General features: G+C 49.4%; 18 protein-coding genes. 4 read left to right on the forward strand and 14 right to left on the reverse strand.

Going from position 1 to position 23,393, the window contains the following annotated elements; all coding sequences use genetic code 11:
- Positions 1-24 precede the first annotated feature (24 nt).
- From GQ52_RS11950 to GQ52_RS14130, 14 genes are all read right to left on the reverse strand, one after another.
- Positions 25-249: a hypothetical protein gene (locus GQ52_RS11950; RefSeq protein ID WP_019882307.1), complete on the reverse strand. Its 225-nt coding sequence runs from the start codon at positions 247-249 to the stop codon at positions 25-27.
- Between the two features lie 168 nt (positions 250-417).
- The gene (locus tag GQ52_RS11955; RefSeq protein WP_052179122.1) at positions 418-3,447 is read right to left on the reverse strand and encodes a methyl-accepting chemotaxis protein; all 3,030 of its coding nucleotides are present in this window, start codon (positions 3,445-3,447) and stop codon (positions 418-420) included.
- Between the two features lie 184 nt (positions 3,448-3,631).
- Positions 3,632-6,355, reverse strand: coding sequence for a methyl-accepting chemotaxis protein (locus GQ52_RS14325; protein ID WP_304413264.1), 2,724 nt, complete (start codon positions 6,353-6,355; stop codon positions 3,632-3,634).
- Between the two features lie 398 nt (positions 6,356-6,753).
- Positions 6,754-9,375, reverse strand: coding sequence for a methyl-accepting chemotaxis protein (locus tag GQ52_RS14330; RefSeq protein WP_047518008.1), 2,622 nt, complete (start codon positions 9,373-9,375; stop codon positions 6,754-6,756).
- An 80-nt stretch (positions 9,376-9,455) separates the two neighbouring features.
- Entirely contained in the window at positions 9,456-9,971 is a 516-nt protein-coding gene (locus GQ52_RS11970; RefSeq protein WP_019882302.1) for a chemotaxis protein CheW, read from the reverse strand.
- A gap of 12 nt (positions 9,972-9,983) precedes the next feature.
- Positions 9,984-12,380, reverse strand: coding sequence for a chemotaxis protein CheW (locus tag GQ52_RS11975; RefSeq protein ID WP_047518009.1), 2,397 nt, complete (start codon positions 12,378-12,380; stop codon positions 9,984-9,986).
- A gap of 30 nt (positions 12,381-12,410) precedes the next feature.
- Positions 12,411-12,779: a response regulator gene (locus tag GQ52_RS11980; protein WP_019882300.1), complete on the reverse strand. Its 369-nt coding sequence runs from the start codon at positions 12,777-12,779 to the stop codon at positions 12,411-12,413.
- A 43-nt stretch (positions 12,780-12,822) separates the two neighbouring features.
- Complete coding sequence (locus tag GQ52_RS11985) at positions 12,823-13,365, reverse strand: hypothetical protein (RefSeq protein WP_047518011.1); 543 nt, start codon at positions 13,363-13,365, stop codon at positions 12,823-12,825.
- Positions 13,366-13,483: 118 nt separating this feature from the next.
- A complete protein-coding gene (motB, locus tag GQ52_RS11990; RefSeq protein WP_019882298.1) occupies positions 13,484-14,428 on the reverse strand; it encodes a flagellar motor protein MotB in 945 nt (314 codons plus the stop codon).
- 30 nt (positions 14,429-14,458) lie between these two features.
- Complete coding sequence (motA, locus tag GQ52_RS11995; protein ID WP_019882297.1) at positions 14,459-15,319, reverse strand: flagellar motor stator protein MotA; 861 nt, start codon at positions 15,317-15,319, stop codon at positions 14,459-14,461.
- A 193-nt stretch (positions 15,320-15,512) separates the two neighbouring features.
- Positions 15,513-16,364, reverse strand: coding sequence for a class I SAM-dependent methyltransferase (locus GQ52_RS12000; RefSeq protein ID WP_235273274.1), 852 nt, complete (start codon positions 16,362-16,364; stop codon positions 15,513-15,515).
- Between the two features lie 49 nt (positions 16,365-16,413).
- Positions 16,414-16,980 carry a flagellar transcriptional regulator FlhC gene (flhC, locus tag GQ52_RS12005; protein WP_019882295.1) on the reverse strand — a complete coding sequence of 189 codons (567 nt, stop codon included), beginning with the start codon at positions 16,978-16,980 and terminating at the stop codon, positions 16,414-16,416.
- A 49-nt stretch (positions 16,981-17,029) separates the two neighbouring features.
- Positions 17,030-17,350, reverse strand: coding sequence for a flagellar transcriptional regulator FlhD (flhD, locus tag GQ52_RS12010; RefSeq protein WP_019882294.1), 321 nt, complete (start codon positions 17,348-17,350; stop codon positions 17,030-17,032).
- A 188-nt stretch (positions 17,351-17,538) separates the two neighbouring features.
- Positions 17,539-17,913 carry a hypothetical protein gene (locus tag GQ52_RS14130; protein ID WP_152604428.1) on the reverse strand — a complete coding sequence of 125 codons (375 nt, stop codon included), beginning with the start codon at positions 17,911-17,913 and terminating at the stop codon, positions 17,539-17,541.
- A gap of 49 nt (positions 17,914-17,962) precedes the next feature.
- Between GQ52_RS14130 and flhB the strand changes: the two genes are divergently transcribed.
- Genes flhB through GQ52_RS12030 form a run of 4 tightly spaced genes read left to right on the forward strand, consistent with a single transcriptional unit; the run spans position 17,963 to position 23,388 of the window.
- Complete coding sequence (gene flhB, locus GQ52_RS12015) at positions 17,963-19,135, forward strand: flagellar biosynthesis protein FlhB (protein WP_047518013.1); 1,173 nt, start codon at positions 17,963-17,965, stop codon at positions 19,133-19,135.
- Positions 19,136-19,156: 21 nt separating this feature from the next.
- A complete protein-coding gene (gene flhA, locus GQ52_RS12020) occupies positions 19,157-21,244 on the forward strand; it encodes a flagellar biosynthesis protein FlhA (protein WP_024930095.1) in 2,088 nt (695 codons plus the stop codon).
- A 1-nt stretch (position 21,245) separates the two neighbouring features.
- Positions 21,246-22,601: a flagellar biosynthesis protein FlhF gene (gene flhF / locus GQ52_RS12025; protein WP_047518014.1), complete on the forward strand. Its 1,356-nt coding sequence runs from the start codon at positions 21,246-21,248 to the stop codon at positions 22,599-22,601.
- Positions 22,594-23,388 carry a hypothetical protein gene (locus GQ52_RS12030; RefSeq protein WP_047518015.1) on the forward strand — a complete coding sequence of 265 codons (795 nt, stop codon included), beginning with the start codon at positions 22,594-22,596 and terminating at the stop codon, positions 23,386-23,388. Before flhF ends, GQ52_RS12030 begins: the two co-directional genes overlap by 8 nt.
- Positions 23,389-23,393 lie beyond the last annotated feature (5 nt).

The following is a 23,393-nucleotide window of genomic DNA, read 5'->3' on the forward strand; positions in this document are numbered from 1 at the left end:
GATTCGCTGACTGAAAAAAGTCGATTATTTCTTCGCTTTTGAAGCGTCTGCAACTTCTACTTTTTTCTTGGCAGCACCGGCCTCTGCAACTGCGTCGCCTTTCATATGTGAAGAAGTCAGTTCAGCACTGCCTTCTTCATAACAAACGCGACCCATCATCGAAACGGTACATACTTCAGCGGCAAAAATCGGCGCCGAGAACGCGGATAACGCAACGATAGTCAGGGCTGTGTTCAAAGTTTTTTTCATAAAGTCTCCATACAATTTAACAGGGAATAACAGTGGTTATTCTTTACCACTTAGTTACTTTTACGACGCTTCCAGCCGTTTCTTTAGCGACAAACAGACGTTTTAACAGTTTAGTTACAATAAAAAAGCCAACTGATTTACAGTCGGCTTTTTTTCATTCAATCTTCGCTAAAACTCTTCCCAATCACCATCATCGGTACCCGTTTTCTTAAAGGTACTGGCCATGGTATGCCTGGCCGCTGGCGGGGCGTTACCGCCACCTCCGGAGAGGACTCTGGACAAACTCTCAATCGCGGTATGTGTGTCTTTCGACCGCCTGGAGAAGTCACCGCCTAGCAAGAACTTGGCCTTATCCATATTTTTCGCTGCGACCGACGCTACAATGTCACCGACACTCTGGTGAAAGTGCGCGTGCGCATCTTTCAAATCTCGATATTCCTTGCGGTGGCTGTGTTGCTTGCCTTTGCCGTATATCCATTTACCCAAGTCGCATTTATGATCACTGGCCGCATCAGCATGGTTAATAGGCTCTTTTTGTCGCCCATTCATATAGTCTATCAGCCGGGTTTTCCATTGTGCATGCGCCTTATTGGCGTCATCCAAAGAGAACTTTTTTGCGACGGCTCCTCCATGGGCACCGGGGAAACTTGTGACTGATTTTGCTGGTGCATGGTAATGCTGGGCTGTACTTCTTGAATGGCTACTTGCACCACGTCCTTCCAGTTTAAACTGGCTGATGGCCGCAGTGAGCTGGTTGGCCTGATCGACCAGGGATTCAGCTGCCGCAGCAGCCTCCTCTACCAAGGCCGCATTCTGCTGCGTGGTTTCATCCATGCTGGTCACAGCCTGGTTCACTTGATCAATACCCGTCGTTTGCTCGGTAGATGCCGCGGAGATCTCGCTGATGATGTCGGCCACACGTTGTACTGAAGATACTACTTCATCCATGGTGTTACCTGCATTCTCTACCAGCTTGGTGCCTTCTGTGGTTTTATTCACAGAGTCTGTGATCAGCTCTTTAATCTCTTTCGCTGCACTCGCTGAGCGTTGGGCAAGGTTACGTACTTCACCCGCGACTACCGCAAAGCCACGGCCCTGCTCACCCGCTCTTGCTGCTTCTACCGCTGCGTTCAGTGCCAGGATGTTGGTCTGGAACGCAATACCGTCAATCACCGAGATGATGTCCTCGATCTTTTTAGCACTTTCGTTGATCGCACTCATGGTGGCGACCACTTCGTTCACTACTTCACCGCCTTTGACAGCAACACCTGAAGCAGTCAGTGCCAGCTGGTTCGCCTGTTTGGCGTTCTCAGCGTTTTGTTTCACGGTAGAGGCTAACTCTTCCATGCTCGCCGCGGTTTGCTCCAGGCTGGATGCCTGTTGCTCGGTACGCGCTGACAAGTCAGAGTTACCACTGGAGATTTCATTCGCTGCAGTGGTAATCGTTTCAACCGCTTCTGACACTGCCATAATCGGTTCGACAATCAGATCGAGGGTACTGTTGATGCCATGAATGATATCGCTAAAGCCACCCGGATGGCGGCTGGCATCAGCGCGCACTGTAATACGGCCATCTTTTGCAGCATCAGCCAGCATCAAAGTATCGTCATTCAACGCCTTCAAATTGCTACGGATCTGCTCAATCGCCACATTAATAAAGGCTTTCTTGCGTGGGAACTGCTCTAATGGCGTATCAAAATTACCTTCACCCAAGCCACTGACACAAGCAATCGCTTTTTTCTTGGTGTTGATATGTTCTTCAACCATTTCATTCACGCCTTCAGCCATCACACGATAGGCACCATCGAATTTGGCAGCATTAATCCGCACGTCAATTTCACCAATATCGTGCTCTGAACTCATATGGCTCATTTCTGAAATCAATGTATTGATGGCATCGATACATTGATTCAGGTTGTTTTTAATCGTATTGAAATCACCATTGTAATGGTCACTGATTTTGGCCGGAATTTCGCCTTTTGAAATATCTGCAATATAACGTGCAGTCATGTTCAATGGCGTAATCAACGCATCCAGTGTGTTGTTCATGCCTTCGACAATGGTGCGGAAATCACCATGGTATTTGCTGGCATCCGCGCGAGCAGACAAATTGCCTTCAACCGCGCCATGTGCCAATGCATCCACATCACTCACCAATGCCTTGATATTCGTTCTGACTTGCTCAATCGCTTCATTCACAAAGGCTTTTTTGCCTGGGAATTTCTGTAGTGGTACGTCCAGATTACCTTCACCAAACGCTTTTACCACTTCAATCGCGCTACGGTTCATCGCAATATGGCCAGCCACCATTTTATTGATGCCTGCGGCCATTTCAGAGTAACCGCCTTTAAAGCGTGTTTGATCAACATTGCAATCAATATCACCTTCATCATGCTGCTGGCTGACGTAATTCAAGGATTGCACCAGGCCATCCAGTGTGCGTTGCAGACCGACAATAGAATAGGCAACACTGGACTTATCGTTTTCTGCCAGCTTGATTTTCTGGTTCAAGTTCCCTTCGACCAGATTGTGGGCAATCTGACTTAACTCACCCGGCTCTACGCCAAGTTGTGCACGCAGGCGTTTAGTAATCAACATGCCAAATGCCACAATCGCAGCCAAACACAGTAAAGCGATCGCTGAGGATTGCCATACAGCACTCTGTTTGATGCTGGCGGCATGCGCAGCAAGCTCCAGACTGGTTTTCTGGTTGTAAACCATATGCTCGTCTAGTTTATCGGCGACTTCAATCGCCAATTTATCAGCCTGTTTTAAGGCCTCTGGTGCTTCAGGGGCACTCACTTCTGACAAACGCAATACCGCTGTCATTTGTACAAAGTAGCGGTTCAGCATCTCTTTTTCAGCGGAGAGCAATGCCTGGTCTTGGTCGCTAGACACCAGGTCCTGGTAATGCGTCAGGGATTCCTCGACAATCTTTTTACGGTCCTGAATTTGCGCGGCCAGTTTGTCTTTCTCGGCAGGCGTGGTCACGCTCACGTGGCGCAACACATTCAGGCGCAATCTTTGATAGTAATTCTGCGCTTTGGACAGTTCAAGAATACTGGGGATGGTATTGACGTTGGCCTGATTGGTCGTGTCATACACTTTAACGATTTCATTTAAAGTGACCCCGATAAGAACCACCATCGCTAACGCGCAAGTGGCAATCAAAAGATACATGCGTTTTGCAATTGTCATCATGGATTCCTAGATAAATACAGCTGGATAAATATAGATTTAAAAATTACTTTTTCACGCTCTGATTATGGCAAAAACGGTTCAAATGATATGTGGAAATAAAACGGGGAATTACTGTCTTATTCATGCTTACACCATAAAAAAACCGGCTGAATAAGCAGCCGGTTTTTTATATTAAAGCTAGTTAAAACTCTTCCCAATCACTATCATCGGTACCGGTTTTGGCAGAGATCTTAGGCGCTGGCGTCGCATGCGGTTTGGGGGCCGCCACCGGTCGCCCGGACGATCCGCCGCCGAAGCTACTGGACACTGGCGGTGGTGCCGCATGGGTATGGGTGCTGGCTTTAAACCCGCCCGATTGACTGCTGTGGCCAAAACCACCGCCAACACGGCCCTCGAGTTTAAACTGGCTAATCGCATCGGCCAATTGGTTGGCCTGATCGACCAGGGATTCAGCTGCTGCCGCTGCCTCTTCTACCAAGGCCGCATTCTGCTGCGTGGTTTCATCCATGCTGGTCACGGCCTGGTTCACTTGATCAATACCCGTCGTTTGCTCGGTAGATGCCGCGGAGATCTCGCTGATGATGTCGGCCACACGTTGTACTGAAGATACTACTTCATCCATGGTGTTACCTGCATTCTCTACCAGCTTGGTGCCTTCTGTGGTTTTATTCACAGAGTCTGTGATCAGCTCTTTAATCTCTTTCGCTGCACTCGCTGAGCGTTGGGCAAGGTTACGTACTTCACCCGCGACTACCGCAAAGCCACGGCCCTGCTCACCCGCTCTTGCGGCTTCTACCGCTGCGTTCAGTGCCAGGATGTTGGTCTGGAACGCAATACCGTCAATCACCGAGATGATGTCCTCGATCTTTTTAGCACTTTCGTTGATCGCACTCATGGTGGCGACCACTTCGTTCACTACTTCACCGCCTTTGACAGCAACACCTGAAGCAGTCAGTGCCAGCTGGTTCGCCTGTTTGGCGTTCTCAGCGTTTTGTTTCACGGTAGAGGCTAACTCTTCCATGCTCGCCGCGGTTTGCTCCAGGCTGGATGCCTGTTGCTCGGTACGCGCTGACAAGTCAGAGTTACCACTGGAGATTTCATTCGCTGCGGTGGTAATCGTTTCAACCGCTTCTGATACCGCAATAATCGGTTCTACGATCATATCCAGGGTGTTGTTCACACCTTCGATAATCTTGCGGAAATCACCATTGTGTTTATCAACATCAGCTCGCACCGTAATGCGGCCTTCTTTAGACGCTTTGGTTAAAGCATTCACATCCGCAATCAGGGTTTTCAGATTGTGCCGGACCTGCTCCACGATATCGTTTATCTCAGCTTTTTTGCCAGGCCAGCGCGCAAGTGGAAGATCAAAATTCCCCTCGCCGAAGCCTTTCACGACGGCCATAGACTGTTGATTCATCTCCAGCAAGCCACTCACCATGCCATTCACAGACTTAGCCAGCGTACTGAAATCCCCCTTGAACGTCTCATGACGCAGCAAGGTTTCAATTTCCCCCTGCTGATGCGCATGACTCACCGCGTGGATGGCATCAATCAAGCCTTTCAAGTTGTCGCCAATGTTTTTGACACTCTTGTTGATAAAGGCTTTTTCTCCAGGATAGTCCTTGATCGTGGCAGAAAAATCACCGTGGCCAAACTGCAGGATACAATCGGTGACCGTTTTGTTCTCGTCGATATACTCTTTGACCATCTCATTCACGCCGTGCGCTAATAACTGATAGTCCCCCGCAAATTTGCCAGGCGCCATAAACACGCCTATCTGGCCGGATTGATGCGACTCTGCCATCAAACGCATATCAGCAATTAAGGTGCCGACGTTGTAACGCAGCCCCTCCACACCGGCATTAACCAGTGCAAACTTACCTGGAAACGGCTCCAGTGTTGCGCTCATATCGCCTTCAGCCAGCGCGTTGATGCACTGCGTGGACTTGGTGATCACCTCAATATGGTGTGCAACCATACGATTAATGCCTGTGGCCATCTCGCGGTAAGCGCCTGTAAATTGGCTGACATCCATCTTGACGTCAATCTCACCGGCTTTGTGCGCAGCTTCCATGCGTGCCATTTCACTGTCGATCTGTTTAAGCCGTTCAACCGCCAGATATAGCGCCCCAATTACACTGCTATCCTCAATATTGCGCAGTTGATGAACTTGCGTAAAGTCACCTTCGGCAATTTGTGTCGCCACCTTTGATGCCTGTGAGGCTTCACCGCCTAACTGCCGGATCACGCGGCCGACCACCGCCGTCAACGCAACTAAGGTCAGCACCAGTGCCACTAATGCAAATAACAGTGTTTGGGTTTGCGCTGCAGCAACCATGCCAGAGACCTTGCCCTCGGTTTGCTGATAAGCGGCGTCATTTACGGCGACCAATTCATCTACCGCGGCTCTGTGCTGCTGATAGTAGCCTTGCAAATGTGCTAATGCACGGCCGATTCTGGCTTCGTCCTGTGACAAAATGGCCGGGATAAACTCTTGATCACGGCTGTCAATGAATGCCTGGCCGCTACGCAGCAGCTTATCGTTCACCACAGTGCGCAGTGCAGGCTTTTGCTTAAGCCAGAACGCACCGCGCGCGTTGAAATCTTTGGCCAGTTGATTACCTTTGTCTATCAAAGGCTGTAATGGCTGGTTTTTGATCGCAGCCATTTGCAAAGCCAATTGCCATGACTCAATCAGGTAAAATGGCGGTGGCAAGATATCTGCTGCCAGATCTTTATGATCAACCAGTTCTTCATACACACTGCCCTTGACGATCACGCGCTGATAACTCTGATAAGCCAGCGCCCCTGCCAGTACAAAGCCTATGGTCATCACCGCCAGCAACAATATCAGTTGCGTCTTTAATTTGAGTTTGTAAAACTCGATTAGCATTTTTTTCATTTTTATCCTCTGTCTACCCTGAAATCATGCGTCTCTTGCGAGACAGCGCCCAATCTAAAACTTATATTTAATTAATAAGTGTTTACATGATTATCATGACAGTTAACACTTGTCTGGATGCGAGAATAAAAGCCCCAAAGCCCTCTCTTTTTAAAACTGTTACGGCCAACTGTAAACGCAAAAAAGCTGACACAAGGTCAGCTTTTTTGCAACGTACGCACCAGGTCTTATCGCGACTGGCCTAGCTTGGATTCATCATACTTCACAGCGGATAACCAATCACCGCCGATGCCCACAACAAAAAACCTTCAACCAGGGCACTCACCACTTTCAGAAAGACATTTGTCATGGGCTTTTCCTCTCACAGAAACAAGCAGACACATTGTTAAATCATTGCGTTAAAACTCTTCCCACTCAGTATCATCCGTGCCGGTTTTAGCAGCTTTGCCTGGTTGATAACTATTGGTATGTGCAGCAGCTGGTTTAGGCTTGCTCACTGGCGCAGACGCCGCCGGACGGCTGGCAACTGCAACACGTGGCGCCGCAGAACGAGTGGCTTGTGTTGCACCGCCACGCACTTTAAATCTGTTCACGGTATCCATCAGGTTAGAAGCCTGCTCAACCAATGACTCAGCAGCGGCCGCAGCTTCTTCCACCAGCGCGGCGTTTTGCTGGGTCACTTCATCCATATGGTTAACGGCATCGTTGACCTGGTTAATGCCTGAGCTCTGTTCAGCAGAAGCCGCTGTAATTTCACTCATGATATCAGTCACACGCTGCACCGAGGTCACCACTTCATGCATGGTTTCACCAGCAGTTTCTACCAGTTTAGTGCCATCAGCGGTTTTATTCACAGAGTCAGTGATCAGTTCTTTAATTTCTTTTGCAGCACTGGCTGAACGTTGTGCCAGGTTACGTACCTCACCTGCCACCACCGCAAAGCCTCTACCCTGCTCACCTGCACGCGCAGCTTCTACCGCCGCGTTCAGTGCCAGAATATTGGTTTGGAAAGCAATGCCATCAATGACAGAAATAATATCTTCAATCTTACGGGCGCTTTCATTGATCGCACTCATGGTGGTCACCACGTTACCAACGACTTCACCACCACGAATCGCCACTTGTGACGCGGCTTCAGCCATTTGATTGGCCTGGCGTGCATTTTCGGCATTTTGTTTCACGGTAGACGCCAGTTGCTCCATGCTGGAGGCAGTTTCTTCCAGGTTAGACGCCTGTTGCTCGGTGCGGCTGGACAAATCGTTGTTACCGCTGGAGATTTCATGTGCGGCTGTATTAATGGTTTCGCCTGCTTCACGCACGTTCACCAGAATATCGTTCATGATATCCAGCAACTGGTTGATGGAGTTCATGGTCTCAACTGCAGCGCCTTTGGCAATCGAGCTGTCCAGTCGATAGGTCACATCACCGTCAACGGCTGATTTCAGGGCTTCTTTGATCTGATTTTCTACGCGCTTGTCTTGCGTTTGGTCTACCCATTCAATCACGGTGCCCAGACGTTCGCCATCATTATCGAAAATCGGGTTTGCTGTCAGGCGGAAGAACATATCGCCGACACCAATTTCGGTTTGATGTTTGCCAGTCAGTCCACCTAGCAGGTTACGCTGATGCGACGGATTTTTATGAAATACATCATAGCTTTGACCAATCAGTTTCTCTGCATCAAAGTGCGGAAATAACTGTTTGAATGTTTTGCTGGATTCGCGCATCAACTCCAGCGCAGCCGGGTTCATATAAGTAATGACGCCGTCTTTGTCGGCCATCATCAAACTATTCGATGAAGCCTCCAAAGCATTTTTGATCATGGTCGCTTCACGGGTTTTCACCTTCTGCGCCTGATCCGCCAATACCGCACTGGTAATGTCTGTAGCGAATTTAACCACTTTCACCGGCTTGCCATCCAGGCCGATAATCGGGTTATAAGAAGCCTGCAAGTAAATATCCTTACCTTGTTTACCATAGCGATGATAAACACCGACATCTGACTCGCCGCGGTTCAACTTAGCCCAAAACTCTTTGTATTCCTGGCTATTTTTAAAACGTTCACTGACAAACATACTGTGATGCTTTCCTTGAATTTCATCCAGCGCATAGCCGGTGAGATCAAGAAAGTTTTTGTTGGCGGTCAGCACATGGCCACTCATATCCAGCTGAATGACGCCTTGTGAGTTATTCACAGCGAATATCTGGCCTTCAAAGTCCAGTTGACGCTGTTTTTCCTGGGTAATGCAATAAGAGTAGACTTTTACTTTAAGCACTGAGCCATCTGCGCCGACAATCGGCACATAGCTGGTGCTAAACCAGTATTCGTTACCATTTTTGGCGACGCGACAGATTTCGAGCTTGGCGTTCTCGCCTTTATTCAACTTCTCCCAAAGTTGCTTATATTCAGCACTTTGGGCTGTATTTGCTTTTAACAGTATCGAAATATGCTTACCAATCACTTCACTGTGTTGATAACCCAGCGGCTTCAGGAACACATCGTTGCATTCAAGAATATTGCCTTTCAGGTCACATTCCATCACCCCAAAAGACTGATTCAAGGCTTTTTCTTCTTCTTGCAGCGCCAGATTACGCTTTTTATCCGCCGTCACATCAGTCAGATAAGCCACCACTTTACGTAGTTGCGAGCCTTGCATCACAGGCGCGTAATAGCCCTGGAACCAAACCTCATGCCCCTCTTTGTTATTCAGTTTGAAGCTACCACCTTGAGATTTACCGCCCTGCAAAGCATTCCAGAACTGTTCGTAGTCCGGCTTGCCAGCGTCTTCACGCGTCAGTAAAGCACGGTGATGCTGGCCGACCAGCTCTTTTGCGCTGTAGCCTAGCGATTGGCACAAATTGTCGTTGACCTGGCTGATATCCCCCTTGGCATTCAGCTCAACAATCGCTCTTGCTTTGTTGATTTCAGACTTCAGCGCGCTGAATTCAGCCACCTGATCCAGATTGTTACGATAATCCCGAGTCCCTGCCGCCAGCTTGTTCACGATGGTAGAAAACATAATTTTATCCTTGGAAAATATCTCTGTTTAGAGTAATCGCGCTTATGTTTTTGCTGTTGTGCACGTTTTTATAATGTTAGTTAATGTACAGCCGCTTCCATCAATTGCATCTCATCGCTGGTCATCAGTTTATCGATGTCCACCAGGATCAGCATTTCTTGCTCAATGGTCGCCAGGCCGACGATATATTTGGTGTCAATGCGGGTCACCAATGATGGCACTTCACGCAGGTGCTCTTCACGCAGCTCACGCACATCAGACACGCCATCGACCACAATGCCGACAATACGCCCGTTGAGGTTGAGAATAATCACCACGGTGAATTCGTTATATTCGACCTTGCCCAGGTTGAATTTGATGCGCAAATCGACGATAGGCACGATCTTGCCACGCAGGTTAATCACCCCTTTAATAAAGGATGGCATGTTGGCAATTTGGGTCACCGCGTCATAGCCGCGAATTTCCTGCACCTTAAGAATCTCGATGCCGTATTGCTCGCTGCCCAAGACAAAGGTCAGGTATTCACCCGCCGCTGTTTTCAAGCCATTGCCTGCGTTGCCGCTTAAGGAATTGCTCATTTCTGTGCTTGTACTCATTGCATATGCTCCTTATGCATTGATGGTATTTTGTGAAGTTAAATAATTCTGGTTGGAAAACGCCATGCCACCAGTCACGTAGTTTGTGGTTTGCCCCATTTGGATAATGGCTGGCACATCCAGAATCAATGCCACCGACCCGTCGCCCATAATGGTGGCGCCAGAGACGCCAGGAATGCGCTTGAAGTTGGTTTCCAGGCTCTTGATCACCACTTGCTGCTGGCCAACCAAACGGTCGACAAACAAAGCGGATTTCTTACCATCGGCTTCCAGGATCAATAACACACCGTCAGTCGGGGTGGTGATCTGGGTCGGATGGTTAAACAAGGCATGCAAGGCGATAATCGGCAGATATTCGCCACGCACATGCACCATCAATCCTTCGCCGGTCACTGTTTTCAGGTCTTCGGCACGGGGTTGCAGTGTTTCTACAATCAGGTTCAATGGCACTACATAAACGCTCTTGCCCAACGACACAGACATGCCGTCCAAAATCGCCAGGGTGAGTGGCAGTGAAATCGAAATCGTTGTGCCATAGCCTAATGCAGAGCGAATCTCGATATGACCGCCCATGGAGGTAATATTCCGTTTCACCACGTCCATGCCCACACCGCGGCCAGACACATCGGTGACCACTTCAGCCGTAGAGAAGCCTGGTGCAAAAATCAGGCTAAACACTTCGTTATCGGTCATGCTTTCATTCACTGGCAAACCATTTGAGGCCGCTTTGGCCAGAATTCTGTCACGGTTCAAGCCACCGCCATCATCAGTCACTTCAATCACGATGCTGCCGCCTTTATGTGCAGCAGACAAGGTTAAAGTACCGCTTTCCGGCTTGCCCATTTCACGGCGGACTTCAGGCTTTTCAATACCATGGTCAACACTGTTACGTACCAAATGGGTCAATGGATCGACAATACGCTCAATCAAACTCTTATCAAGCTCAGTGGTGGCACCACTGGTGACAAATTCTACTTTTTTGCCCAACTTGCCAGCCAGGTCACGTACCATACGTGGGAAGCGCGAGAACACAAAGTCCATCGGCATCATACGAATCGACATCACGGACTCTTGCAGGTCGCGCGTGTTGCGGGTCAACTGGCTGACGCTATTAATTAAGGCTTCGTTATCCACCGGGTCGAGGGCATTCACACGCTGCTCAATCATGGCTTGTGTAATGACCAGCTCGCCAACCAGGTTAATCAACTGATCAACCTTCTCGATGCCAACACGAATCGAAGTGCTTTCTGCGCTTTGTGCGGCAGCAGGTTTATCAGTCTCACGACGCCCCTGTTGACGACGCTCTTCTTTAGGTGCGGCCTCGGCAGGCGTGGCAACAGCGGTTGCAGCGGCCTCTGCTTTGGCTTTTGCCATTGCAGCGGCAGCATTATCATCACCGATCATTTGTGCTTTAGGCGCATCCGGATGTGGTTTAAACGGTGCAAAGAAACCGTAACCCTCTTCCTGCTGCTCTTCTCCGTTGCTGGCGAACAGGCCATAGCCCATTTCTTCAGCGACTTGCACCCTGCCATCGTCAGCTTTTGTTTCAGTTTTGATAATCGGATCATTATCAAAGAAACCATAACCCGCCTCTGCCGCAGGTGCTGCCTCAACTGGCGCAGCCGCTGTTGCAGCTTCGGCTGGCTTAGCGGCTGGTTCACTGGCAGCATCGCCCGCTACCTGGATGACCAGGGCATCGGCGTCAACAATAAATGAACAGATAGACACAATGTCATCGGCACTGGAGTCCGTTTTAATCAACACAGCATGTACATTCTCGCTGCGCTGATAAACCTCGACGTCACCCAACAAGGCCAGCTCATCTTTCAGGTTAGCCAGGTCTTTTTCAGTGACGGTTGGCAAACCAACGTCATACAGGGTCATGCCTTTTGCTTTTTCTTCAGCGGTAATCGTCAATGCAGTTTTCGCCACTTCTGCGGCAGCCGTAGCGGCTGGCGTTGCAGCAGGTGCAGCCTCAGCGCTGGCAGCGGCCACCACAGGCTCAGCCGCGACGGCGGCTTTACCTTCTGAAAGTGATTTCAGCATCATGGCCACATCGCTCACTTGCTCAGCATTCACATCTGAACCATGGCGATGACCATCGACTTGCATCTTGATCACATCCTTCGCAGCCAAAAACGCATCGACGTGTTCGGTCGTCAACGCCATCTCGTTTTTGCGAATTTTATCGAGCAGGTTTTCCAGCACATGCGTAATTTCTGTCATGTCCATAAAACCAAAGGTCGCAGCACCGCCTTTAATAGAGTGTGCCGCCCTGAAAATAGCGTTTAATTGCTCAACATCTGGCGATTCCACATCGATACCAAGCAACAGGTGCTCTGCTTCAGCCAACAACTCCTCGGCTTCGTCAAAGAACACCTCGTAAAACTGGCTCATATCCACTGTCATTGTTTACTCCAGTTCCTTTACCAGCGGCGCTTAGGCACCGATTACTTTTTGGACAACTTCAATCAGGCGCTTTGGATCAAAAGGCTTCACCAGCCAGCCATTGGCACCTGCGGCTTTACCTTTTGCTTTCATTTCGTCAGAAGACTCTGTCGTCAACATCAGAATAGGCACTCTTTGATAGGAAGCAAGCGTACGCAAATTGGTGATCAGTGTCAGGCCATCCATCACCGGCATGTTTTGATCGGTCAATACCAGATCCACCGTTTTCTCTTTGGCTTTATTAAGGCCGTCTTGACCATCTACGGCCTGCACGACATCATAGCCAGCAGCTTTCAGACTAAAAGCCACCATCTGACGCAATGATCCGGAGTCGTCTACTGTTAAAATTGTTTTCGCCATGTTTGATTCGCCTTTTTCACTAATTTCGTTAAACGCCGCTGTATTAAAATAAGTCTATGTCACCGGTAGCCAAATTTTTCTGATCCACTGACTTGCGTAAATTGCCGGTCAGATGCTGGCTACCCTGATCAAAATTCTGGTTAAGCTGCATGATGAAGCGTCTGATTTCTTCATGCTCGTCATCAGCAGCCATCGGAAACTGATGACTGGACAGCTCATGTAACAAATCTTTTAAGCCATGCACGCGGTTGATGGTGCGCTGCAACAACTGGTTGGTCATGTCCTGAAACTGCATGCCAGTCACTACTTTGTTCACTTCCTGGCCAATGTTGTCCTGAAACACCTGCAATTGCTGCATCTCTTCAGGCTGCAACTTACCAGCCTCAACCAGCAACTGCACCGCTGCCTGCTGCTCCATTAACTGGGCATATACCGTCATAAAACTGGCACCCAGCTTTTCAATCGCTTCATTCAGTAAAAAGGCGGTTTGCTGCAAATCGGTTTCGATTTCGAGCAGATGCCAGTCACCGTGACGCGAGACCGCGGCCAGTAATTCTCTTAACTCTTCTATGGGCAATGTTTTCATAGTGGTCCTATCTTGCCTGATTTCCCTGTTTTTCAATCAAGAAATAAACAATGTAAAAATGACTTATTTCTTGTACGCTTTAACCGCCAACCTCTTCACCCATTTTCCCTGTCCTTCTTCAGGGCGCAGGCTTTTCCGCTTTATTCTGCAATGCTTCTACTTGCGTTTTATCATGCTCACTGACAGAAATCTGTTCGTTATCCTTGAGTAAATCCTCTTCGGTTTCCTTGTTCATCACAATTAAACTGATGCGGCGGTTAATCGGATTAAACGGATTCTCTTTATCCATCATGATGGCAGAGCCCAGGCCCACCACGCGCATCAGCTTGGTTTCATCCATACCCCCCGCAATTAGCTCACGCCGTGAAGCATTGGCGCGGTCAGCAGACAACTCCCAGTTACTGTAACCATGATCGCCATTGGCATAACCCGCGGCATCGGTATGGCCGGATAAACTGATTTTGTTATCCACGCCATTCAGCGTTTTGCCAATCTCACGCAAAATCGTTTTGGCATAAGGCTGTAACTCGGCTTTGGCATTTTCAAACATGGGCCGGTTCTGTTCATCAATAATCTGCACCCTCAGGCCTTCACTGGTAATATCCAGCTTGAGCTGAGACTTAAATTGTTGCAGCGTCGGGTTGTCTTCGATGGCCTGCTCAATCTTGGCTTTTAATGCCTCCAGTTTGACTTTTTCGGCCTGTTTCAAGACTTCTTTAACATCTTCCAGCTTGACCGTCTTCAGCTTGCCTGGATCGCCTTCTACCGGCTTGACCTGACCCTGTTTTTTGGTGACATCTTTACCTCCGGTATTTTTCAAGGCCGAATCACTCTGGCCGAGTGAAGGCCCCATCAACACCATATGCAAAGGCGTTTGAAAATACTCGGCAATGCCTTCTTTTTGCGCTTTCGAGGTAGACCCCAGCAACCACATCAACAGGAAAAACGCCATCATCGCTGTCACAAAGTCAGCATAAGCAATTTTCCAGGCACCACCGTGATGGCCACCGCCACCCTTTTTGATCTTTTTAACAATAATCGGGGCAATATGTTCTTCTGCCATGACGCTCTCCCGGCGGTCTTAATCTTGCACTTATTTGGATTTAGCCTGTTTGACGTGCTCTTCCAGCTCGGTAAAGCCAGGACGCTCGGTCGAATACAGGACTTTACGGCCGAACTCAACCGCAATCGGCGGTGCATAACCATTCAGGCTAGCCAGCAACACCACTTTGACGGTTTGAAAGCTCTTGCTGGATTCTTCCAGCTTTTGCTCCAGCAAACCTGAGAGCGGGCCAACAAAGCCATACGCCAGCAAAATACCGAGAAAAGTCCCCACCAGCGCGTGCGCAATCAGGATCCCCAGCTCAGCCGGTGGCAAAGCCACGTTTTCCATGGTGTGCACCACGCCCATCACCGCCGCCACAATACCAAACGCCGGCAAGCCGTCGCCTAGTTTGGCAATACAATGTGCAGGCACGTGGCCTTCCATATGGTGGGTTTCCAGCTCGTTATCCATCAGGTTCTCGACCTGAAAAGCATCCATATTGCCGGACACCATCAGGCGCAGGTAATCGCAGATAAACTCGACCAGGTGATGGTCGTGCACAATGGAGGGATACTTAGTGAATAAGGCACTGGACTCAGGGTCTTCAATGTCTTTTTCAATCGACATCAGGCCGTCTTTGCGGATTTTGGTGAGAATTTCAAACAACAAGGCCAGCAAGTCCATATACAACTGCTTGTTGTACTTAGACCCCTTAAACAAGGTGGGCACAGCTTTCATAGTAGCTTTAATGGCCTTGGTATCATTACCCACAATAAAGGCCCCAAATGCGCCGCCAAAAATCATCATGACTTCCAGTGGCTGCCATAAGGCGCCCAAATGGCCGCCAGCGAGTGCATAGCCCCCAAAGACCATGCCACAAACGACTACATACCCAATGATCACAAACATGCTTTGACTCCACTTTTAGCAGTTAACTGTGGAAAGCATAACAATGCACGCCCCGATTCATTTTTTTAAATAAAAGGCATTTAGCCAGTTAAATCACACCGGTGACAATGGAAACGTCTGTCGTTTCAATGGGGTTAATACCGAATAAGGCCATCAGCGATGGCGGTCGAGGCAAAGTGACAGCGTGATAACACTATTTTTTGAGATAAACGTACAAGGCTGGCGAATTGGCACTGGGGAACACAATATGCTCGGCTTGAATGTCAGGCACCGGAAACTCCGAGGTGACAAACAGGCAGCCTGGTCGCATTTCCTGTTGCACTTTTTGCCAGACGTCTTGCATCACAGCTGGAGACAGATAGGCAAATATCACGTCTAAACTGGCAAAATCAATGGCGCGGTAATCACCGAGGGTAAATTTGACACTGGTGCCGGAAAACAAGGCGCGCACGGCGCTCACCGCCCAGGGTAACGGGGCAATTTCAATGCCGGACACTTCATCGTGTATGCGCTGTTTGGCTAAAAACATTGCAATATCACCGATACCGCTACCGATATCGAGCACTTTCAATGATTGGTCACCGGCATGTTGCTCGAGAATGCGTTGCAGAGCACGCCAAGTCGCAGGAAAAGAGGGGTAAAACGGGACGCGCGTATTGTACACAGACCAGTAAAGCGCCAATGTCATCACAAATCCGGCAAAATAAACACTGGCCGGTAACGCAACCTGCTGCATGAAAACAACGGCCACCGGGAAAGCGACATGTATCCAGCGCCACCAGACAGGCATGCGCGCGGCTCTCGCCAATACGCTGACGACGCATAAATGCGGCAATAACCAGAACCAGATGGAATCCAGCTGAATACCCAGACTACGCAATTCAAACGCAAATACACTGTTGATCACGCCAGGCGCGAGGCCCGTCATCAACAGCATACTCACACACTGGATTAGCAATGCCTGACACCATAATCGTTTTGGCAAGAGACGCTGTACCCAAGGTTGGGATGGCAACGCCTCTGCCGGCAATTTTATCGAGTGCATGCTAAATCCTTCATTTCACAGGCAATATCAAACACCTGTTTGCAACCAGTTAAGCAGTCATTGAAACCAGTTTGTAGCTGAGTTCTTTGGCTTTTTTGGTTTTACCGGCACGTGAAGGCACGTGGCACAGGTTACATACATAATTCTGGTTCAAATCGTAGCTGTTGACGATGTATTGACCACCGCAGCAATGGCAAACTTTAGTTGTCAGCATTTTGCTTTCGATGAAACGCACCAGTGTCCAGGCACGAGTCAATGACAAGACTGGCTCATCTTGTTGTGCAGCATCCGGATTTTGAACTTGCTGCATGTAGAGCGTATAGGCTTTGATAATCGCCTGGATACCATCTACGCCAGCATAATCCACCATAAAGCGGTAGATATTATAGAAAATGGAAGAATGAATGTTTGGCTGCCAGGTCAAGAACCAGTCGGTAGAGAATGGCAACATGCCTTTAGGAGGAGAAACGCCTTTCATTTCCTTGTACAACTTGATCAAACGCTCGCGTGACAACGTCGTTTGGGATTCCAGCAATTGCAGGCGTGCGCCCAGCGAGATCATTTGCATTGCCAGTTGAATTTGTTCTGCTTCGTTTACTACACTCTTCTTTTGCATGATAACCCTCTTTTCTATTTCTTATCGACAGATGGAAACGTCTACACTGTTATACAGTGGAGTCGGCAGCCTGGGCAGACATCAGTACTGCAGTATGCAGATGTGCTTGCGCTGGGTCTTTGGAGTAGCTGGTCAACATGCCCAGGATTTCGCTGTCATCAAAACGGAAGCGAGTCAGCAACATATTGGTATTACAGAGTTTCAGCAATTGCAGGTTGGTCAGGTTTTCCAGCAGGTCTGCAATTTCCTTATTAATACCAAGGCGGAAAATCGCAGTGGCTTTGTCAGCGCGGATCAGTTGTTGGGCCAACATCAGATAGTTCAGGTTGGCATCTTTGATTTCAGCGAGTAAATCGTTTTGCATGTTCATGATCTTGTCTCCGTTTTTTTAGCGTTAATTTAAGTCCGCCTGAGCGTTAGGCGTACTTTGCGCGCAATCATGAAGAGCAACAATCAGGGTTTGTCGGTTTCTTTTGTAAGACAGACGAAAACAGCCACGTAGGTGTTTGTCTTACAAACCCCTACATGGCAATCACCACAACTATAAATATCAATGAGTTATGGCGTAATTTTAATGTTACACCGCAACAAGTTTACGTCTATGTTCGCAGCATTGTTCTGATTCCAATTCAAAAAATAATTAAAGTTTTCCTGTTGTATTCCGTAAACAACTGTTTTTTGTCTGTTTAGTCTGCTTTTCAAGCTTTCATAAAAACTATTTGTGCTATCCCGGTTAACGACAGCACAAACTAAAACTTTAGGGTTACGCCTCAAAAAAACCCAACAAACCTCATAACATATTGTTTTAAAAAGAATAATAATTTTATTATTTGCACTCCTTAACATCCAGCAAGCCGCAACTGATAGAAAGCGGTCAATAAGCCCTTTTATTCCAGACATAAAAAAGCGTTTTTCTAGCCAATAATCACTCACAGGAAATACAACTTGTGTGTTGTATCTGTGAAACGAAAGAGTCGAGGACATGGCAGCTGAAGACAGCGATATGGAAAAAACCGAAGACGCGTCCCCCAAGCGATTGGAGAAGGCACGCGAAGACGGCGATATTCCCCGCTCTCGCGAACTGGCTGCGTGTGCGGTGCTGTTTACCACTGGTATGGCCATCATGATGTTGAGCCGCCCGCTGGGTGAAGCCATGAAGAATGTGTTGAGACAAGGCTTGAGCATTGACCATGCCATGGCCTTTGAGCCGCAACTGTTGATCGTGCACATGATGAAAGTGGTTGAGCAAGCCTTGTGGGCATTTTTGCCACTGGCCGTGATTATTGTCTCAGTAGCCGTGGCGGCACCGATCCTGGTCGGTGGCTGGGTGATGTCACAAAAATCACTGGTGCCTAATTTTGGCAAGCTCAATCCGATTAAAGGCCTGGCTAATCTGTTTTCCAAAAACTCGCTGGTCGAGTTACTGAAATCGATTGCCAAAACAATTCTGGTGGCGTCTGTGGGCTACACCATCGTTAAAAAAGATTTGCAGCCTATGCTGAGCTTGTCGCAGATGCCTCTTGCCGCCGGGATCAGCACTGTGAGTGACTATATGGTGACCGGCTTTCTGACCATTGCCTCTGCGCTGGTGTTGATTGCCGTGATTGATGTGCCCTACCAGCTCTATCAATATGCGCAGAAACACAAAATGACCAAACAAGAGCTGAAGGATGAAGCTAAAGAGTCAGAAGGTAGTCCTGAGATTAAAGGCCGTATCCGTCAGCAACAACGTGAGATGGCACGCAGAAGAATGATGAGCAATGTGCCGCAGGCAGATGTGGTGATTACCAACCCAACCCACTATGCGGTGGCGATTCGCTATAAAGAAGGTGAAAACGGCGCACCGATTGTGGTCGCTAAAGGTGCAGATGTGATTGCACAAAAGATCAAGGAAATCGCCGCGGAACATGAAGTCATGACCTTGGAATCGCCAAAACTGGCACGTGCCTTATATGCACATGCCGAACTGGAGCGCGAGATTCCACAAACGCTTTATGCCGCAGTGGCCGAGATTCTGGCTTACGTGTTCCAACTGCGTGTGTTTAAACAGCATGGTGGCGTGCGTCCTGCGATGCCAGCCAACGTGCCAGTACCAGACGCGCTGGATCCACATGCGTTAAATGCCGCGCCAGCAAGTGCGGCAGAAATTGAATAATTGCAGGCTTAGGAGTTTACGATGAACAATTGGCAACAATGGATGGGAAAAATGGACGGACGAGCAATCGCCGCGCCACTCATTATTGTATTGCTGCTGGCCATGATGATCCTGCCGTTACCGGCCATCATGCTCGATGTATTCTTCACCTTTAATATTGCACTGTCTATTCTGGTCTTGATGATAGGCCTGCAAACCACCAAGCCGCTGGACTTTATCGCCTTCCCTACCGTGCTGCTGATGACCACCATGCTGCGCCTGGCGCTTAACGTGGCCTCTACCCGCGTCGTACTGACGGAAGGCCATGCTGGCCCGGATGCGGCCGGTAAAGTGATTGAAGCCTTTGGCCACTTTTTGATTGGCGGTAACTACGCTGTCGGTATTGTGGTGTTTGTGATCCTGACTATTATTAACTTTACCGTCATCACCAAAGGTGCTGGCCGTATTGCTGAAGTCGGCGCCCGTTTCACCTTGGATGCGATGCCTGGTAAACAAATGGCGATTGACGCCGACCTGAACGCAGGCCTGATTGGCGAAGACGAAGCCCGCCGCCGCCGTAAAGAAGTTGGCCAGGAATCAGAATTCTACGGCGCGATGGACGGTGCCAGTAAATATGTGCGTGGTGATGCCATTGCCGGTATTTTGATCATCATCATCAATATTGTTGGCGGCCTGATTGTCGGCATGGTGCAACATGACCTCGCCTTTGATGAAGCGGTTAAAAACTACACCATGCTGGCGATTGGTGATGGCCTGGTGGCACAGATCCCTTCACTGGTGATCTCAATCGCTGCCGGTGTGGTGGTTTCCCGCGTGGCCAACAACGAAGATATTGGCGGCCAACTGATTAGCCAACTGTTTGAAAATCCACGCGTGCTGACCGTGACCGCCGGCATTATCGGCGGTATCGGCCTGATCCCAGGCATGCCACACCTGGCTTTCCTGGGTCTGGGTGGTTTGCTGGGTGGCCTGGCTTATAACGTGAAACAAAAGCAGGAAAAAGCCAAACAACAAGCGGTGCTGGAACCACAGCCAGAAGACAAACTGGCGCCAGCCAGCGAGGCTGAAGAAGCGACATGGAATGATGTACTGCCAGTCGACACCATCGGCTTGGAAGTCGGTTACAGACTGATTCCTCTGGTGGATAAAGGCCAGGGCGGCGAACTGCTCAAGCGTATCAAAGGCATCCGCAAGAAATTTGCCCAGGAAATTGGCTTTTTGGCGCCAACGGTGCATATCCGCGACAACCTGACCCTGAAACCAAACGCCTATCGCATCACTATGAAAGGTGTAGAAATGGCCAGTGGTGAGTCTAACTTCAGCCAGATGCTGGCGATTGACCCAGGTGCTGTCACCGGCGAGCTTGATGGCGCGAAAACAACCGACCCGGCATTTGGCCTGCCAGCGGTATGGATTGAGCCAGACCGTAAAGAATATGCCCAAAGCCTGGGCTATACCGTGGTCGACGCAGGCACGGTGATTGCCACCCACCTCAACCATATTATTTCACTGAATGCAGGCGAACTGCTGGGCCGTCAGGAAGTACAACAGTTGCTGGACCATATGGGCAAAGATTCCAGCAAGCTGATTGAAGAAATCGTGCCAAAAATGATTACGCTGTCCAGCCTGCAAAAAGTATTGCAAAACCTGCTTAACGAAGGCGTGCATATCCGCGATATGCGCTCCATCCTTGAAACACTGGCTGACCATGCACAATACACCCAGGACACCAATGACCTGACGTCCATGGTGCGTATCAAACTCGGCCGCGCCATTGTGCAGGACCTGTTCCCATACAGTAATGAAATTACCGCCATGACGCTGGATGGCCAACTGGAAAGACTGTTGTTGCAAGCCTTGCAAAACAATCAGTCCAACCAGAGCGTGATTGAGCCTGGCATTGCAGAAAGACTGTCGCAACAAACTGAAGTCGCTGCCAGACAACAAGAGCAAATGGGCCTGACACCCGTTCTGCTGGTCGCTGCCCCGCTACGCCAGGCTTTATCCAGATTTTTAAGAAGAACCGTCCCGCATCTCAGAGTGCTGTCGCATGACGAGCTGCCAGATAACAAATCCATTCGTGTCACCAGTTTAATCGGAGCGCAATAATATGAACATCAGAAGATTTTTTGGCAAAAATGCACGTGAAGCATTGGCGCAAGTCAAACAGGCATTAGGGGACGATGCCATTATTGTCGCGAACCGTAGTGTCAATGGCGGCACCGAAATCATGGCTATGCTGGAAACGGATATTGCATCCAACGCCAGCTCAGCGCCTACCGATATGGGCACGGATCAATCTCGCAGCTTGCTGGACTTTGTGAATGCACAAGGCCAGCCGACTCGCCAGGCAGCGCCGCAAGCGGCGATGTCTGCACCTGGCGTGCAAAATAACACGCCAGTGGCTGAAGAGCCCACCGCCAATGAAGGTGCCATCATGGATATGCTGAAACTGCATAGCGAGCAACAAGAACAGGCTTATCAGGTGGCGACGCAAACACTGGAAGACAAAATGATGGGCATGATGCAGGAAATGCGTCAGATGCGTAGCCATTTTGAAACCCAGATGAGCGCGATGACCTGGCAGCATCACTTGCAACACAGCCCAGCCAAATCGAAAGTGCTGAGCACCCTGCTCTCAGCAAACTTCAGCGCCTCACTGTCGCGCCAGATTGCTGAAAAAATGCCCCAGCATATTGATGTCAACAAAGCACCAATGTGGGCCAAAGAAGTGATTAGCCGTAACCTGCATACACTGGACGACGAAGATGCATTGCTGGATCGCGGTGGCATCTATGCGCTGGTTGGCCCGACAGGTGTGGGTAAAACCACCACCACAGCCAAACTGGCCGCACGTTATGTGATGAAACACGGCACCCAGAACCTGGGCCTGATCACCACCGACAGTTACCGTATCGGCGGTTACGAACAACTGCGTATCTACGGCAAGATCCTGGGCGTGATGGTGCATGCCGTCAAAGACGAAGAAGACCTGAAAATTGCACTGAATGAGCTGAAAAACAAACATATGATCCTGGTAGACACGGTGGGTGTCAGCCAGCGTGATCAAGCCGTGACTGAGCAGCTTTCCATGCTGAGCCGTGCCGATAGCCCAATTCAGAAATTGTTGTGCCTGAATGCCACCTCTACCGGTGACACGCTGACCGATGTGATGCGTAGCTACAAAAAACATGATATCGCCGGTTGTATCGTCACCAAGCTGGACGAAGCCGCGGCGATTGGCAACGTGCTGGATGTATTGATCCGCGAACGCATGCGCTTGTTCTACACCACCAGTGGCCAACGCGTGCCTGAAGATATTGAAGTGGCTGACAAACCAGCACTGATCGAACGCGTGCTGACGCCGCATCAGGCCAGTTTGCCTTACCAGTACCTGGACGAAGAGTTGCCGCTGGTGATTTCCAGCATGATGCAAACGGCTGGCCAGGAGCAGCAACATGTTTAATTACCGCGACCAGGCAGATGGTTTGCGCCGCATTATGGCCAAGACGTCGGCACGGATTATCAGTGTGATCGGCGCCAATGGCCAGCCAGCCACGCCATGGATGCGCAATCTGGCACTGGGCATGCTTGCCCCTGAGCAACGCTTGCTGTTGATACACGCGAACCGCCAGCCAGCACTCGCGCACTCATTACAGTCGATTGTGACGCACAACAGTGCACTCAAACGCGCCATTCTCAAACATCCGCAAGGCTATGACCTGACCTGTTTGGCTGAAAATGACCTGTTAACCTCGCCTTTATCTCAAGATTTAAAAGTGCAACTGGACGGTATAGTGAAGCAACTTTCGTACGATTACGATACCGTCATGATAGAAGCACAGCTGGATACACAAGACCACAGCTTGATGATGCCATTGATTGCCGAGCATGAACTGGTGATTCAAATGGACAGATCTGAAGCGGCCATTAAAGCCGCCTATACGACGATCAAGCATATCAGCCAGCAATATGGCCAGATTCCTTTGGGTGTGGTTGTCACAGGGGCCAATCATGATCAGGGTCAACAATACTTTATGCGTTTGAACCAGGTATGCAAACAGTTTCTGGGCGTCACCCTGGACTTTATCGGCGCGATGCCGCTAGAAGAGCCAGCGGGTGCCGTGCAGAAAAAAACAGGCAATGCCAAGACAGAGGTCGCCAAGGCTGGACAGACCGCATTGGCGTTTAAATCAGTGGCACATCGTCTCGAAAAACAACGGATCACCACGCCATCGCTGGCTGTTGCCTAAAGTAA

The sequence above is a fragment of the Methylophilus sp. Q8 genome (genome assembly GCF_000800115.1).
Lineage (GTDB): Bacteria > Pseudomonadota > Gammaproteobacteria > Burkholderiales > Methylophilaceae > Methylophilus.

What these genes read in the sequence shown, in the direction of transcription:
- GQ52_RS11950 (WP_019882307.1), bottom strand. Translation starts at nt 249, where the DNA reads ATGAAAAAAACTTTGAACACAGCCCTGACTATCGTTGCGTTATCCGCG.
- flhB (WP_047518013.1), top strand. Translation starts at nt 17,963, where the DNA reads ATGGCAGCTGAAGACAGCGATATGGAAAAAACCGAAGACGCGTCCCCC.
- motB (WP_019882298.1), bottom strand. Translation starts at nt 14,428, where the DNA reads ATGGCAGAAGAACATATTGCCCCGATTATTGTTAAAAAGATCAAAAAG.
- GQ52_RS12000 (WP_235273274.1), bottom strand. Translation starts at nt 16,364, where the DNA reads ATGCACTCGATAAAATTGCCGGCAGAGGCGTTGCCATCCCAACCTTGG.
- GQ52_RS14325 (WP_304413264.1), bottom strand. Translation starts at nt 6,355, where the DNA reads ATGAAAAAAATGCTAATCGAGTTTTACAAACTCAAATTAAAGACGCAA.
- motA (WP_019882297.1), bottom strand. Translation starts at nt 15,319, where the DNA reads ATGTTTGTGATCATTGGGTATGTAGTCGTTTGTGGCATGGTCTTTGGG.
- GQ52_RS14330 (WP_047518008.1), bottom strand. Translation starts at nt 9,375, where the DNA reads ATGTTTTCTACCATCGTGAACAAGCTGGCGGCAGGGACTCGGGATTAT.
- GQ52_RS11955 (WP_052179122.1), bottom strand. Translation starts at nt 3,447, where the DNA reads ATGACAATTGCAAAACGCATGTATCTTTTGATTGCCACTTGCGCGTTA.
- GQ52_RS12030 (WP_047518015.1), top strand. Translation starts at nt 22,594, where the DNA reads ATGTTTAATTACCGCGACCAGGCAGATGGTTTGCGCCGCATTATGGCC.
- GQ52_RS11970 (WP_019882302.1), bottom strand. Translation starts at nt 9,971, where the DNA reads ATGAGTACAAGCACAGAAATGAGCAATTCCTTAAGCGGCAACGCAGGC.
- flhD (WP_019882294.1), bottom strand. Translation starts at nt 17,350, where the DNA reads ATGAACATGCAAAACGATTTACTCGCTGAAATCAAAGATGCCAACCTG.
- flhA (WP_024930095.1), top strand. Translation starts at nt 19,157, where the DNA reads ATGAACAATTGGCAACAATGGATGGGAAAAATGGACGGACGAGCAATC.
- GQ52_RS11980 (WP_019882300.1), bottom strand. Translation starts at nt 12,779, where the DNA reads ATGGCGAAAACAATTTTAACAGTAGACGACTCCGGATCATTGCGTCAG.
- flhF (WP_047518014.1), top strand. Translation starts at nt 21,246, where the DNA reads ATGAACATCAGAAGATTTTTTGGCAAAAATGCACGTGAAGCATTGGCG.
- GQ52_RS11985 (WP_047518011.1), bottom strand. Translation starts at nt 13,365, where the DNA reads ATGAAAACATTGCCCATAGAAGAGTTAAGAGAATTACTGGCCGCGGTC.
- flhC (WP_019882295.1), bottom strand. Translation starts at nt 16,980, where the DNA reads ATGCAAAAGAAGAGTGTAGTAAACGAAGCAGAACAAATTCAACTGGCA.
- GQ52_RS11975 (WP_047518009.1), bottom strand. Translation starts at nt 12,380, where the DNA reads ATGACAGTGGATATGAGCCAGTTTTACGAGGTGTTCTTTGACGAAGCC.